Annotated in this window: 15 protein-coding genes; all 15 read right to left on the bottom strand. The window is 60.6% G+C overall.

Going from position 1 to position 14,811, the window contains the following annotated elements; translation table 11 throughout:
- Positions 1-79: 79 nt before the first annotated feature.
- The 15 genes from PCPL58_RS10065 to tmk all read right to left on the bottom strand — a co-directional run bounded on the left by PCPL58_RS10065 (position 80) and on the right by tmk (position 14,800).
- Entirely contained in the window at positions 80-751 is a 672-nt protein-coding gene (locus PCPL58_RS10065; protein WP_003368439.1) for an SPOR domain-containing protein, read from the bottom strand.
- Positions 735-2,039 carry a bifunctional tetrahydrofolate synthase/dihydrofolate synthase gene (gene folC, locus PCPL58_RS10060; protein WP_065349333.1) on the bottom strand — a complete coding sequence of 435 codons (1,305 nt, stop codon included), beginning with the start codon at positions 2,037-2,039 and terminating at the stop codon, positions 735-737. Before folC ends, PCPL58_RS10065 begins: the two co-directional genes overlap by 17 nt.
- A complete protein-coding gene (accD, locus tag PCPL58_RS10055; protein WP_003318491.1) occupies positions 2,036-2,956 on the bottom strand; it encodes an acetyl-CoA carboxylase, carboxyltransferase subunit beta in 921 nt (306 codons plus the stop codon). The genes folC and accD overlap by 4 nt, the downstream gene beginning before the upstream one ends.
- A gap of 252 nt (positions 2,957-3,208) precedes the next feature.
- The gene (locus PCPL58_RS10050; RefSeq protein ID WP_003368435.1) at positions 3,209-3,829 is read right to left on the bottom strand and encodes a phosphoribosylanthranilate isomerase; all 621 of its coding nucleotides are present in this window, start codon (positions 3,827-3,829) and stop codon (positions 3,209-3,211) included.
- A 61-nt stretch (positions 3,830-3,890) separates the two neighbouring features.
- Positions 3,891-4,715: a tRNA pseudouridine(38-40) synthase TruA gene (truA, locus tag PCPL58_RS10045; protein ID WP_003368434.1), complete on the bottom strand. Its 825-nt coding sequence runs from the start codon at positions 4,713-4,715 to the stop codon at positions 3,891-3,893.
- A 159-nt stretch (positions 4,716-4,874) separates the two neighbouring features.
- Positions 4,875-7,697 carry a FimV/HubP family polar landmark protein gene (locus PCPL58_RS10040; protein ID WP_065349332.1) on the bottom strand — a complete coding sequence of 941 codons (2,823 nt, stop codon included), beginning with the start codon at positions 7,695-7,697 and terminating at the stop codon, positions 4,875-4,877.
- 109 nt (positions 7,698-7,806) lie between these two features.
- Entirely contained in the window at positions 7,807-8,820 is a 1,014-nt protein-coding gene (locus tag PCPL58_RS10035) for an aspartate-semialdehyde dehydrogenase (RefSeq protein ID WP_065349331.1), read from the bottom strand.
- 85 nt (positions 8,821-8,905) lie between these two features.
- Complete coding sequence (locus PCPL58_RS10030; protein ID WP_065349330.1) at positions 8,906-9,466, bottom strand: DUF1285 domain-containing protein; 561 nt, start codon at positions 9,464-9,466, stop codon at positions 8,906-8,908.
- A 28-nt stretch (positions 9,467-9,494) separates the two neighbouring features.
- Complete coding sequence (locus PCPL58_RS10025) at positions 9,495-10,097, bottom strand: DUF4823 domain-containing protein (protein WP_003318496.1); 603 nt, start codon at positions 10,095-10,097, stop codon at positions 9,495-9,497.
- 123 nt (positions 10,098-10,220) lie between these two features.
- Entirely contained in the window at positions 10,221-10,883 is a 663-nt protein-coding gene (locus PCPL58_RS10020) for a TetR/AcrR family transcriptional regulator (protein ID WP_003368424.1), read from the bottom strand.
- 157 nt (positions 10,884-11,040) lie between these two features.
- Entirely contained in the window at positions 11,041-11,694 is a 654-nt protein-coding gene (locus PCPL58_RS10015; RefSeq protein WP_065349329.1) for a LysE family translocator, read from the bottom strand.
- A 303-nt stretch (positions 11,695-11,997) separates the two neighbouring features.
- Positions 11,998-12,783, bottom strand: coding sequence for a TatD family hydrolase (locus PCPL58_RS10010; RefSeq protein WP_065349328.1), 786 nt, complete (start codon positions 12,781-12,783; stop codon positions 11,998-12,000).
- Between the two features lie 14 nt (positions 12,784-12,797).
- Positions 12,798-13,154, bottom strand: coding sequence for a PilZ domain-containing protein (locus PCPL58_RS10005; RefSeq protein WP_003368414.1), 357 nt, complete (start codon positions 13,152-13,154; stop codon positions 12,798-12,800).
- Positions 13,155-13,188: 34 nt separating this feature from the next.
- Positions 13,189-14,175: a DNA polymerase III subunit delta' gene (locus PCPL58_RS10000; RefSeq protein WP_024639327.1), complete on the bottom strand. Its 987-nt coding sequence runs from the start codon at positions 14,173-14,175 to the stop codon at positions 13,189-13,191.
- Entirely contained in the window at positions 14,168-14,800 is a 633-nt protein-coding gene (gene tmk / locus PCPL58_RS09995; protein WP_065349327.1) for a dTMP kinase, read from the bottom strand. The genes PCPL58_RS10000 and tmk overlap by 8 nt, the downstream gene beginning before the upstream one ends.
- Positions 14,801-14,811 lie beyond the last annotated feature (11 nt).

Here is a 14,811-nt window from a genome sequence, read left to right as displayed (position 1 = left end):
GAGCGTCCGCCTGCCGGTAAGCAGCGATTACCGGCGCGAGGCATTTTCCTTTGTGCCAGGGGCACCAGGTGCCGAACGGTCAGCCGCGCTCGGGCTGAAAGCGCACCACAATACCCTTGAGCTTTTGCTGTTTATCGAGCTGATCGCGCAGGCGATCGGCCTCGGAGCGCTCGATGAGCGGGCCGACAAACACCCGGTTCACGCCATCAGCGGTGCGAATGTAGGCGTTGTAGCCCTGGGTACGCAGCGTCTTTTGCAGATTGTCGGCATTGGCCCGATTGGACATGCTTGCCAATTGCACCGACCAACTGATCGACAGACCATTGGCATCGACGCCAGCAGGTGCTGCAGGTTTGGCAGGAGCCGGTGTCGCTGCTGGTGCAGCAGCCGTCGCTGGCGCCGGAGCGGGTGCCGGTTTGGCAGCAGGTTTGGAGACCGGAGCAGCAGGCGCTGCAGGTGCAGCCTGAACAGTCGGCGCAGGCGCGATCGGCATGGCAGGCGGCTGGTTGCTGCTCATGTCATCGTCACCCGGCACAGGCTCCTGAGGCAGAACCTGAGGCTCCGGAACAGGCACCGGATCGACCCGCACCTGCGCAGCTGCGGGTGCCTGAGGCGCGGCTGGCGCCTCGACCTGCACCTGACGTGTTTCATCTTCACGCGTGAAAAGCATGGGCAGGAAAATGACCGCCACGGCGATCAGCACCAGTGCTCCAACCATTCGCTGCTTGAATACGTTATCCAGCAAAGCCATTTGCAGCGTCCTCATCGGTGTACCGGGCCAACCATTCAAGGGCCTCGGCAACACAGTAAAATGAACCGAACAGCAGAATCTCGTCATCGGGCGTGGCATGCGCGCACTGAGCTTCCAGCGCCAACGCGATACTCTGATAGGACGTCACGCGGGCGCCAAGGTTCTGCAAGGCCGTCTGCAACTCTTCTGCTGGCCGACTGCGCGAGGTCGGAAGCGGCGCAACAGCCCACTCTTCAATGACCGGTGCAAGGTGCGCGACCACGCCGTCGAGATCCTTGTCGCCGAGCAGACCAAACACCGCTCGACGTTTGCCGCCGACTGGCTGCCGCGCGAGGCGTTGGCCCAGAAACCGGGCCGCATGGGGGTTATGGCCTACATCCAGAAGCAGGTTGAGCGACTTGCCGTGCCACCTGACGACCCTGCGATCGAGACGACCGGCGAGCCGGGTCTCGGCAAGCACCTTGCCTGTCGCATCCGCTTGCAATGGATACCCCAGCAGGGCAAAGGCCTGAAGCGCCAGCGCGGCATTCTGCATGGGCAGATCGAGCAGCGGCAGACCGCGCAGCTCGATCTGCTCGCCCTGAGCGACACCGCACCAGTCCCAGCTGTCTTCACCTATGGAAAGATCGAAATCCCGGCCACGCAGCAACAACGGACAGCCCAGCTCGCGGGCTTTGGCCAGCAGCGGCTCGGGGGGCGCCGGGTCACCGCACAGCGCTGGACAACCGGCGCGAAAGATCCCGGCTTTCTCGAAAGCGACCGACTCACGGGTGTCGCCCAGATACTCGGCATGATCGACCCCGATACTGGTGACCAGCGCCAGATCCGCATCCACTAGATTGACCGCGTCCAGACGACCGCCCAGACCGACTTCCAGCACCACTGCATCGAGCCGGGCCTGCTCGAACAGCCAGAACGCCGCCAGCGTGCCCATTTCGAAATAAGTCAGGGTGACATCGCCGCGCGCCGCTTCGACCGCAGCGAAGGCGTCGCATAGTTCCAGATCGGTTGCCTCGGCGCCCTGCACTTTCACCCGCTCGTTATAGCGAATCAAATGCGGGGAGCTGTAGACACCAACCTTCAAGCCCTGAGCCTGCAACAAGGCAGCGACAAAGGCGCAGGTCGAGCCCTTGCCGTTGGTGCCCGTCACCGTGATCACCTGTCGCGCCGGGCGTGTAAGCCCCAATTGCAGCGCCACCTGTCGAGACCGGTCCAGGCCCATGTCGATGGCCGACGGATGCAGTTGCTCCAGATAGGCGAGCCAGTCGCTCAGGGACGTAGAGGTCATATCGTCGCGGGTGCCGGCGGGACGACGATTGGCTCGATGACGGGTGCGACAAAGCGAGGGGTCGGCAGATTCATCATCTGTGCCAGCAGGTTACCCAGGCGCGGACGAAGCTCACTGCGCGAGACGATCATGTCGATGGCCCCGTGATCCAGCAGGAATTCACTGCGCTGGAAGCCTTCAGGCAGCTTCTCGCGAACCGTTTGCTCGATGACCCGTGGACCGGCAAAACCGATCAGCGCCTTGGGCTCGGCGACGATGACGTCACCCAGCATGGCCAGGCTGGCGGAAACGCCACCGTAGACCGGGTCGGTCAGCACCGAGATGAACGGCAGCCCTTCTTCGCGAAGACGCGCCAGAACAGCCGAGGTCTTGGCCATCTGCATCAGCGAGATCAGCGCTTCCTGCATGCGCGCACCGCCGGAAGCGGCGAAGCAGACGAACGGGCAGCGATTTTCCAGCGCATAGTTGGCGGCACGTACGAAACGCTCGCCGACAATGGCACCCATCGAACCACCCATGAACGAGAATTCGAATGCCGAAGCCACCACCGGCATGCCCAGCAAGGTGCCGCTCATGGAAATCAGCGCGTCCTTTTCACCGGTCTGCTTCTGCGCAGCGGTCAGGCGATCCTTGTACTTCTTGCCGTCGCGGAATTTCAGACGGTCGACCGGCTCGAGATCGGCACCCAGCTCTTCGCGCCCTTCGACGTCCAGAAAAATGTTCAGACGTGCACGTGCGCCGATACGCATGTGGTGGTTGCACTTGGGGCAGACGTCCAGGGTCTTTTCCAGCTCAGGGCGATACAGCACCGCCTCACAGGACGGGCATTTGTGCCAGAGGCCTTCGGGAACCGAGCTCTTCTTGACCTCGGAACGCATGATCGATGGGATCAGTTTGTCTACCAACCAGTTGCTCATGCTTTATATCTCCAGTACCGGTGTGGCTCGAACGACTGACAAATCAAACGCCAGTCGCATGCCCTCGGATAAATTCGTATATGGACGACGATGAAAGGATAGCGATCGACTCATGGCCGGACCTGCGCGCCCCTCACCCCGATTTTTCACAACGACGGCGTTGCTCAGTGGCACCACCGCTTACTCGATTCGACCCGCATGCCTCGTGGCGGGAACAGGCTTATGGACGGCGGCCGATCAATAGCCGTCACATCAGGTGCCGTGCACCGCACTCATGAACGCCAGGATTTTCTCCCGATCCTTGATGCCCTTGCTCTTTTCAACGCCGCCGCTGACATCCACTGCATAGGGCCGGACTTGAGCGATGGCCTGCGCCACATTGGCGGACGTCAGCCCGCCCGCCAGGATGACCGGCTTGTCCAGGTCGTCCGGAATCAATGCCCAGTCGAAGGTTTCTCCGGTACCGCCGGGCACCCCCTCAACGTAGGTATCGAGTAGCACGCCGCGTGCATTGCGATAGGTCCGGCAGACCCCGGCAATGTCATCACCGGCCTTGACCCGCAGCGCCTTGATGTACGGGCGATGATACCCATCGCACTCATCGGGTGTTTCATCGCCATGAAACTGCAGCATGTCCAGCGCGACGGCATCCAGCGTCTCGTTGAGCTCACAGCGACTGGCGTTGACGAACAGGCCAACGGTGGTGATGAACGGCGGCAACGCGGCAATGATGGCACGCGCCTGCAATACCGTCACCGCACGCGGGCTTTTCGGATAGAACACCAGACCGATCGCGTCGGCACCTGCCTCGGCGGCAGCCAGTGCATCCTCTATGCGGGTAATCCCGCAGATCTTGCTGCGAACGGCTGACATGTCGTGAGTAACCTCAAGCCTTTCGGAAAGTCCCGGATGTTAGCAAATGCTGCCGGGATCGTCAGCCGTCCAATTCCGCAAAGCCCGTAAGAAAATGAGGACCGATATAGCGCTCGGGCAACGGGAACTCATCACGGTACTCGACCCCGACCAGGTACAGCCCGTAAGGATGGGCCGTGACACCACCGGTACGCCGAATCCGGCTTTCCAGCACCTCCCGCGCCCACTCGACCGGACGCTCGCCGGTGCCGATGGTCATCAGCACTCCGGCGATATTGCGCACCATATGATGAAGAAAGGCATTGGCGCGCACATCGATCACGATCATCTTGCCGTGGCGGGTCACGCGCAGATGGTGCAACTGCTTGACCGGCGACTTGGCCTGACACTGACCGGCGCGAAAGGCACTGAAATCGTGAGTACCCACCAGGTATTCGGCAGCCTGCGCCATGCGCTCGACATCCAGCGGGCGGTGGTTCCAGGTAATTTCCTGATTCAGGTGCGCCGGGCGGATCTGATCGTTGTAGATCACATACCGATAACGCCGGGCGATGGCCTTGAAGCGCGCGTGAAAGGTGGCCGGCATGACTCTGGCCCAGGTGACGCTGACATCATGGGGCAGATTGATATTGGCGCCCATGACCCAGGCCTTCATGGTGCGCTCGGCCTGGGTGTCGAAGTGCACCACCTGACCACAGGCATGCACCCCCGCGTCCGTGCGACCGGCACACATCAGTGACACCGGTGACGCGGCCACTTTTGACAAAGCGTCTTCAAGGGTTTCCTGCACGGTCAGCACGCCGGACGCCTGACGTTGCCAGCCGCAATAGCGCGAGCCCTTGTACTCGACGCCCAGCGCGATTCGGGAAAAGCCCTCGGCTGCCATCTCGGCGGCCGGGTTATCTATGTTCGCCAAAGTGGTACAGCCTGTCGGTTCGCGAAAAGTCGGCCATTATACGGCCGCAAAAAAAACACGCTACTCAAGCCGGACATCTGAAATGCAAACGGCCGCATAAGCGGCCGTGTGCAGGTTGCCGGGGTTGAATCAGGCCAGCCGCGAAAGCATCTCCCGCGCTTCGCTTTTCTGACCGTCATCGCCCTCGGTGACGACCTCATCAAGAATATCCCGAGCGCCGTCCGCATCGCCCATGTCGATGTAGGCACGCGCCAGATCAAGCTTGGTCGCCGCCTCGTCAGTACCAGCCATGAAGTCGAAGTCCGGCTCGTCATCCAGCGCTGCCGCATCCTCGGCGGTGAATCTTGGCTCATCGAGCGGCGGATGTTCGAGATTCTGCGAAAGACGCTCAAGCTCGGCGTTGACGTCGTCGATTTCAGTCGCGAATGCCTGGCTTGCCTGATCGGTTTCAATCTCGTCCGCCAGCGACAGGTCGAAATCCTCTGGAAGCTCGAGGTCATCAGTGACCGGTGGTGTAGGCGAGGTTTCACCCAAATCCAGCGGATCTTCGCCAAGGCCGAGCAGGAAATCATCTTCGCTCTTGAGGGCCGGGTCTTCCTCGGACAAGTCCAGATCGAAGTCGGCGAGGTCCTGCGGCGTTGCCGCTGCACGGGCCTCTTCCTGCTGCTGCATGACAGACTCGAAGCTCAGCTCTTCGTCATCCGCTACCGCCGAGACCTTGGGCTCGTCGAGCATCAGGTCATCGAGATCGTTAACGGTAGAGACTTCAGGCACAGACGGTTCTTCGAACTCGTCCAGGCTCAAGTCAAAATCGTTATCGAACGGGTCTGCCTCTTCGACAGGCTCTGCGGCCAGCGGAGCGGTGACTTCCGGCTCAGGCTCAGGCGTTGCAACAATTTCAGGCTCGGGCTCGGGCTCCTGCTCTGCCGAATCATCGGCCAGCAGCTCTTCAAGATATTTGGCATCGAGCTCTGCAACCAGTGCGGCCGTTGTAGCCGCCGCGGCGGCTGCAGCGACGGCAGGAGCAGCCGATGCAGTAGAGGTTTCAGAAGCCAGCGGCGCAGCAACAGGAGCCACCGGCTTCAGGGTCGAGTTAAGTTCTTCCCGCTGCTCGACCTCAGCTTCAAGCTTTCCCGCAGCCACCAGTTTACGTTCGTGGGCGGCATAGGCTTTGTTGTTACCCTGCTCGGCGTAAATTTCCATCAGTTTCAGACGGATATCGTCGCGCTTGGGGTCTTCGTTGACGGCTTCTTCCAGCAGCTCGATCGCCTGATTCATACGACCGTAAGCGATATGGATCTCGGCCTGAACCAGCGGATCGGCAGGACGTTCACGACCGGCAACGGCTGCTGCGGCGCCTCCCATGCGCACGTTGGGCGGCGGCACATCAAGCCCGTCGAAGCTGGCGGGCGGTGCATTCATGTCCATGTCCGAGACGAAATCCGACTCCTCGGCCAGCGCACGCGCCATGCGCTTGTGCTTCTCGGCTTCGGCCTTCGCCGCGCGACGACGCGCCAGGAACAACAACAGCAAGGCCAGAATCAGCAGTACCGCCCCACCGATCAGGCCAAGCAGTACAGGGTTGTTGATGATTTTCTGCAGCGCGTCCTGGTCTTCGTCTGCTGCAGCAACCGGCTCCACCGCCAGCGGCTGCTCTGGCGCCGGCGTCGCAACTTCGGCAGCACCGGCAGGCAATGCATCTTCAGGCGCAATCTCGCCAGCCGGTTTGACCGGAGCACCGTTGGCGTCGACCAGCGAGGCAGGCACTGCCGCGTTGGCCGGCGTTGCAGCTTCCGGAGTAGCGGCAGGTGGAGGCACGGCTGCGCCAGCGGCCTGCATCTTGGCCAACTGACCGTTTTTCAACTCGATCAGACGCTGCAGCTTGTCGAGTTGGCTTTGCAGGTCGTTCATGCGGCTTTTCAGCTCGGCATTATCACGGCGTGTGGTATCCAGCGCTTCCTGAGCCACGGCCAGCTTGTTGCCCAGATCGCTGTCGCCCGCCGCACCTTTTGCCGCCGGCTTGCCGCTTGCCGAGACCAGACTGAGGTTATCGGAGGTATCGACTTTGGAAGGCGCCGCACCCGCGCGGTCACGACGGGTAGCATCGACCTGACGTGTACCGGCCGGCAGACGGCGACCTTCACGCCAGGCGCTGTATTGCCGGGAAACTTCTGCCACTGCCTGTGATTGCGGCAGCGCGGTGGTCTGCTGCGGCGTCGGAAGGCGCAGCACCTGCCCTTTCTTCAGGCGGTTGATGTTGCCACCAATGAACGCATCCGGATTCAACGCCTGAATCGCCAGCATGGTTTGCTGGACAGTCCCGCCATTGCGCACCTTCGCAGCAATTTCCCACAAAGTGTCGTTATTGGCGGTGACGTACTGTGACTGCTTGTCGGCGGCTGGCGCTGGCAATGCGGATGTGTTGGCTGCCGGTGCTGGCGCCTCGGCTGCCGGCGCTTCAGCCGACGGGGCTACCGTTGCCAGTTGCGCAGGCGCCGCGGGCGCTGCAGCTGGGGCCGGGGCAGCAGCCGCAGCGGCTGCCTCGGGAGAGAATTTCGGCGGATCGAGCAGAAGGCTGTACTCACGCAGCAACCGGCCATTGGGCCAGAGCACCTGAACCAGGAACTTCACATAAGGCTCGCGCACCGGCTTGCTGGAAGTAATGCGCAGAACACTTTTACCGCTGGCATTGATAACCGGGGTAAAGGTGAGATCGTTGAGAAATGCCTGACGGGTCACACCTGCCTGCGCGAAGTCAGCCGTGGTGGCCAGGCTGGGCACAACTTGCGTTGCGTTGAACCCCTGAGCCTCGGTCAACTCGATTTCCGCTACCAATGGCTGATTCAGGGTCGACTTGACCGACAATTCCCCGAGCCCCAGCGCCTGCGCCATACCCGATGACAGCGCTGATGCCGCAGCGATTGCTAATACCAGTTTACGAACCTGAACCATAGCCCATCCCTTGTTTAAAGATTCCCCGAGATCCGGGGAGGTAGTCCTGCATTTGGGTGTAAGGCGTATCGCCGCTAAAACAATTATTCAAATTGTTGCCAAGTATCTTTTACACATAGTCTTTTATCAACAATTCGCCAACCTGCACAGCGTTGAGCGCAGCGCCTTTGCGCACATTATCCGAGGTCAGCCACAGATTGAGCTGCTCGGAATCGTCGGTTCCCGCCCTGACGCGTCCCACATAAACCACGTCCTGGCCCACCGCATCGCCCACCGGCGTAGGGTAATCCCCCGCATCGACCAGTTCGATTCCGTCTGCAGACTCGAGTGCAGCATTGACCGCCGCCACGTCGACCGCCCCGGCCGTGCGCAACGCTACCGTGAAGCTGTCACCAAAGAACACCGGTACCTGAATGCAGGTCGCAGACACTTTGAGCGATGGCAGCGCCAGCAGTTCGCGCAATTCTTCGACCAGACGCCTTTCCAGCGGCAGGTGCCCCGACGCGTCTGGTGTACCTACTTGCGCCAGCAGGTTGAACGCCATCTGACGATCAAAAAACCGCGCTTCCAGCGGGCGAACATTCAATAGCTCGGTGGTCTGACGAGCCAGCTCACTGACGCCTTCACGCCCCAGTGCCGATACCGCCAGACACGCCGTTACCGCCACCGACTGTATATCGATCAGGCCGAGCAACGGCGCCAGAGCCAGGGCAACCGCAGTGGCAGAAGCACTGGGACTGGCAACCAGACAAGGAGCGACGCCACGGTTGTGCAAAAGCGTAGCATCTATTTCCGGCACGACATTAGGTGCCTGGACTGCGGTAAATGCGCCCGACAGGTCGATGACCGTGCACCCCGCCGCTACCGCCTTTTCGGCGTGACTGCGACTGACCGCAGGTCCTGCAGCGAAAAACGCCATGCGCACCGTGTTGAAATCGAACTCGTCGACTTCACGTACGCGCACATTCTTGCCTCGAAACGGCACCGAGTGGCCTGCGGATTCGATGCTGGCCAGCAGGTACAGATTGCCGACCGGGAAATTGCGCTCCTCCAGAACCTGCACAACGGTTTCGCCGACAGTACCGGTTGCGCCGACTACGGCGATATCAAAGGACTGGCTCATGCAAAAACCTCAGGAAAATCAGGGAGCGGCACTTTAACCGCCGCATTGCCGACAGGCAATTCAAGCCGGCAATCAGGTGTGTATTTCAAGGCTCGAGCCCTATCGGGAAGAACACGCCATGGCTCCAGATGCCCAGCCAGCGCTGTTCATCTATATCGCGGGAAACGGCCAGCTCGACCAACTGATAGAAAACATTGCGGTGAATCAGCGCCTCCAGATTGCTCCGCACGTGAATGTAGGGCGCCGGTTCATGGGTATCAGGGTCGGTTACAACGCGTAAAGGGTGTTCCGGTCCCGCCTCGGCCTGATCCTCTACATTGGTCAGAAAGCGCAACACCTGGCCCTCACCCTCCCCCAGCACCTCAAGGCTGACGGCGACAAAAGGCGCATCATCAACCGTGATGCCGACCTTCTCCACAGGAGTGATCAGGAAATAGTCGTCGCCGTCGCGGCGCATGATGGTCGAGAACAACCGGACCATCGGCTTGCGGCCAATCGGCGTACCCAGGTAATACCAGGTACCGTCGCGAGCGATACGCATGTCGATATCGCCGCAGAAATCCGGATTCCACAAATGAACAGGCGGCAACCCCTTGGTTTTGGGGATCTGTGCAAACAGATCACCCGCCTTGTTTGAATCGGTCACTCCACTCTCCTGATGCGAGCTTTAGGCTCTAGCGTTCGACACCCAATAAGGTACGAGCGTAGTCCTCAAGAGGCGGACCCAGCAAATCCTCGGGGCTTTTGTCGTAAAGCGTCAGCAATCCGCCACGGCTGCGAATGCGTGCGCTGTCGATGAGGTAGCGGGTGCCGGTCTCGATCAGCATCAGCTGAATGACGCCGCTGTCGACGCCCAGACGATCCACCGCTTCCTGATCGGCCCATTGATCGCCATTGCCGATTCGGTCGTCAGCCTTGGCGAAACGCGCATAGAGCAAATAATGTGCGCCCGCAGCACGCGCCTCGACCATGGCTTCATCCAGCCCCAATGGGCCTCGGGCACGACGAACCATCGGGAAGTACTCGATAAAGCCCTTGAAGGCTTCTTCAGCCACCACGTTGGGGCGCGGATAGGCATTGCCTGGCGGCACGAAGGCGCCCTGAGCGATGTAAATGAACGAGTCAGGCTGCACGCGCCAGTTGGCAGTACGACGGGTTTCGCTATGGTCGAGCAGACCTGCGTCGCTGAATTGCTCGCGAACACCTTCGCCCATGTCACTGACTTTCATGCAGCCACTCAACGCCAGAAGCGCGAGCAGCATAACCAGGCTACGCATTATCCCCTCCCAAATACCGGTGACGGAAAACCGGCGAATGGTCGTCGGATGCAGCTTCCGCGCCATATCTGGCACAGCCGCCATCAAAGCCTTGAAGCTGGCGCTCAAGACCGGGCTGGCGGGTTATTCGGCGGCGGGATCCGGCGTGGGCTCAGCGCTGACGTCGCCGTCGCGCTTGCGCTTATTGCCCATGCGTACGCCGATATCCATTAGGAAGTGGAAGAAGCCTTCCTGGTCTTCCAGCACGTTGCTCCAGAACGGCGAGTGATACAGCGCAACGGCGCCATGCACCAGCGCCCAGGCAGCACAGTAATGGTAGTAAGGCGGGACATCTTCGAGCTTGCCTTCACTGATGCGGCCTTTGATCAGCAGCGTCAGGTGTTCGAAGTTGGAAGCGCGGATCTTGTGCAGCTCTTCGACCAGCTCAGGCACCTGATTGCCCTTGACCACCTTCTCTTCCAGGCGGTCGAACAGGCGATAGCGCTGCGGGTCACGCATGCGGAATTCGAAGTAGGCGCGCGAGAGCGATTCCTTGTCCTTGTCGACATCGGCCGAATGCAGCAGCTCGTTCAGGTCCCGCTCGTAGTCGAGCATCAGGCGCAGGTAGATTTCCGCCTTGGACTTGAAGTGCTTGTAGATGGTGCCTTTGCCAATGCCGACGGCGTCCGCGATCATCTCGACAGTGACGCTGTCTTCGCCTTGCTCGAGAAACAGCTTTAGCGCGGTGTCGAGAATTTCCTGCTCACGGCGGCGAAATTCACGGACCTTACGAGGTTCTTTCTGCATAGAGAGGTCTGTCAGGATCGAAATCGAAGCGGGGTATTATGCCCAATCGGCGCTAAATTGCACGGTTCATCCATACTTGTCGACCTGCATGAACGATTCGCACGGGAAATCCGCACCGGTCATCGCGCGCCCGCTAGCATTCCGCTGCGCTGGAAATCTAGTGCGCTGGCAACGCGGGGGCAGCGACGACAAATTCCAGATAACCCGTGATCACCACATACAACGTGAAGTAGGCAAAGATCAGCGCCGAGGCTATGTAAGACCAGCGCAACATTCGCTCGCCCATGAAACGCCCTCCCTGGTGAGCCAGCGCACACAGCGAGATCGACCAGACCACGCCTGCGGCGACGAACCCGGCGAGAAAGGTCGAAGCGCTGGCAAGATCAGAGCCTTGCCGGGCAATCAGCGCTCCGCCGACTGCGGCAAACCAGAGGATGGCGCTGGGAGAGGACATCGCCAGAAAGATCCCGCGCAGGAACAGCGCCAGGCTGGATTTTTCCGATGCAACGTCCTGGCTGCCGAGACCAGTGCTGACGGCAGTGGCACACATGACCATCCTGAAGCAGAACCAGGCCAGCACCGCAGTGCCGCCAATCCAGAGCACGTAGCGCACCGCTTCATATTGCAGCAGCACGGCCATGCCGAGCATGGCCAGGATTGCGTAGGCCAGATCCCCAACGCAGGTTCCCAGGCCCAGCCACAGGCCTCTGGAAAAACCGCGCTGCATGGACAGCGTAATCATGGCGATGTTTGCCAGACCGATGTCCAGGCACAAGGAAAGACTCAGCAGAAAACCATTGGAAAACTCCACCCCACCACTCCATTACTGCGACGCCTTGGTATTTCGCCCGATGAGAGTGTTCATCTAGCACTCAAGGATCGCTTTAGTATTCCAAAACTGTTTAAAAAACGACCAAAAGACACTGGACGCTACGCCGCCCTGAACAATACTTAAGCTGCTGACGCGTCATCATTCCCCAAATGACTCGGCAGTAGAGGTGCCAAAGGAAGAGCGCACCTTTGTTTTACTCCTAATGGTCTTAACCCGGCTTCACCCCCCAGAATCCGGGTTTTTTTTGCCTGCGATTTGCCTGCCCGTCGACGTCCGTATCCGTCAGCGCTGAACGTGCGCCAGCGGAAACAGGCGAGCGAAATTGGCTGTGGTCTGCTCGGCAAAGCGCTCATAGGGCTCGCCTCGCAGCATGGCCAAAAACTCGGCAACCTCACGTACGTACTGGGGCAGATTCGGCTTGCCCCGGTACGGGATCGGTGCGAGGTACGGGGAGTCGGTCTCGACCAGCAAACGATCGGCGGGCACCTGCCTGGCAACGTCGCGCAGGGCATCGGCATTGCGAAACGTCACGATACCGGACAGCGAAATGTAGTAACCCAGGTCCAGCGCGGCCTTGGCCATCTCCCAGTCTTCGGTGAAACAGTGCAGGACACCGGCGTGGGGCAAGGCGGCTTCGCGCAACAGGCTGAGGGTATCGGCACGTGCGCCCCGAGTGTGGATGACCACTGGTTTTTCAGTGATTCTGGCTGCCTCGAGATGAACCCGGAAAGACGCCTGTTGCAGCTCGGCCGCTTCAGGTTCGTAGTGATAGTCCAGACCGGTCTCGCCAATCGCTACCACCCGCGGGTGATCCAGTTCCTTGAGCAACCAGTCCAGGGGCGGCATTTCGCCGGGCTTCACGTCCAGCGGATGAATGCCCACCGAGCAATCGACATCCGCGTAGCGTTCGGCGAGTGCCTTGACCGCACTCGCATTGTCGGCGCTGACACCGATGCAGAGAAAATGCCCGACCCCTCTGCCACGGGCGGCATTGAGGGCTGCATCCAGAGAGCCGTCGTGCTGGGCAAGGTCAAGGCGATCGAGGTGACAATGGGAATCTACAAGCATGGGTTAAAACACAACTACATCGTATGGGTTGGACGATCGGACTTGAGAGCGCCGACCAGGTAAGTTTCGATCAGATTGCGGGCGGTGTTGTCGCCGTCATTGAACTGCACGCCCACGCCAGCGGTGCGATTGCCCTGGGCGCCTTTTGGCGTGATCCAGGCAACCCGGCCGGCTACCGGAACCTTTTCCGGTTCGTCCATCAGATTGAGCAGCATGAACACTTCATCGCCCAGCTTGTAGCTTTTGCTGGTCGGAATGAACAGCCCGCCGTTTCTGATGAACGGCATGTACGCAGCGTAGAGAACGGATTTGTCCTTGATGGTCAGGGACAGAATGCCATTACGTGGACCTGTGCTCGGCGGCAAACTCATGACAACACCTCAACGGTTCCGGATAACGCAGAGTCTACGCCTGTCCCGGCAGGCCTGCCCACTGCACCAACAACGCTTCAAGCAGCAAGACCCTATTGAGGTTGGCCTTGGACATGACTTTCTGACGCTGCGCCAGAATCCAGTCCTGAATATCCAGCACTTTGGCGCGAGAAGACTTCTGCGCCAGGTACTGAATCACCTTGCGCATGTCACCCAGGCCAAGGCCTTCCTCGTCCTGCGTCATCTGATAGCGCAGGATCAGATGCGACCAGTCACAGAACCAGTCGAACAACAGTAACAGCGGAATATCCTTCCAGCCCTCGGCCAGCTGGGTAGCCGACTGTTGTTGCTTGAGCAGCTTCTTGACGCCGTCGACCACCAGCGCGCGCTGTTCGCGAACGCCCTGCGTATGCAGCGCCACCGCAGCCAGCGGCGACCCGGCGGCCAGCGTCAGCAACTCGAAACGCTCGTCCTGGGTACAATCGGGCAAGGCCCCGCTCAGCCAGTCGAGACTCATCTGCTCGCCAGGCAATGGGCAGGCCTGCTGCACGCAGCGGCTCTTGACCGTTGGCAGCAAACGACTCGGCTGATGGCTGACCAGCAACAGAACGGTATTGCCTGACGGCTCTTCCAGACTTTTCAGCAAGGCATTGGCGGCGTTGGTATTCATCGCTTCCACCGGCTCGACGAGCACCACCTTGCGCCCGCCCATCTGGGCGGTCTGCACCACGAAACTGACCAGATCACGCACCTGATCGACCTTGATCGGTTTGTCCGCCTCTTCCGGTTCAAGCACGTAATTGTCAGGATGGCTGCCAGCCGCCAGCAGCAGGCAGGACTTGCAGTGCCCGCAGGCATCAAGCCCTTCGGGCGTCTTGCACAACAGGCTGGCCATCAGCCGTTCAGCCAGGGCGCGCTTGCCGATACCCGCCGGCCCGTGCAGCAGATAGGCGTGAGCATGCTGGGCGCGACCGGCCATCTGCTGCCAGAGCGAAGCCTGCCAGGGGTAGGCTTCAGCCACGTTGCAGCTCCAGCAACTGAGGCAGCAAGGTATCGAGGGAAGCCTGAACATCGGCCAGGGCCTGTGCGGCGTCTACCAGGCGATAGCGCGCAGGTTCAGCCTTGGCGCGCTCCAGATAGGTGCTGCGCACGGCGTCGAAGAATGCCCGGCCTTCCTGCTCGAACCGATCCAGCCGACCGCGTGCAGCGGCACGTGAAAGGCCGATCTCCACGGGCAGATCGAACACCAGCGTCAGGTCAGGTCGCAGGTCGCCTTGAACGAATTGCTCCAGCGCTGCAATACGCTCATGGGACAGGCCGCGACCGCCGCCCTGATAGGCGTAGGTCGCATCGGTAAACCGATCACAGAGCACCACCTCGCCACGCGCCAGCGCTGGACGAATGACTTCGGCCAAATGCTGTGCACGCGCGGCAAACACCAGCAGCAATTCGGTGTCGGCGCTCATGGCCTCGTCGCTGGGCGCCAGCAACAGCTCGCGAATACGCTCGGCCAGCGGAGTGCCGCCCGGTTCGCGGGTCAGCAGTACCTGAATACCCTGCGCACGCAATTGCGCCGCCAGGTAGTCGCGGTTGGTGCTTTTGCCTGCACCTTCCGGGCCTTCAAGAGTGATAAACAAGCCAGTCACAGGTCATCCTT

The sequence above is a fragment of the Pseudomonas cerasi genome, assembly GCF_900074915.1.
GTDB lineage: Bacteria > Pseudomonadota > Gammaproteobacteria > Pseudomonadales > Pseudomonadaceae > Aquipseudomonas > Aquipseudomonas cerasi.
Note: the sequence above shows the minus strand (reverse complement) of the source record. Positions and strands in the feature narration are given on the sequence as shown.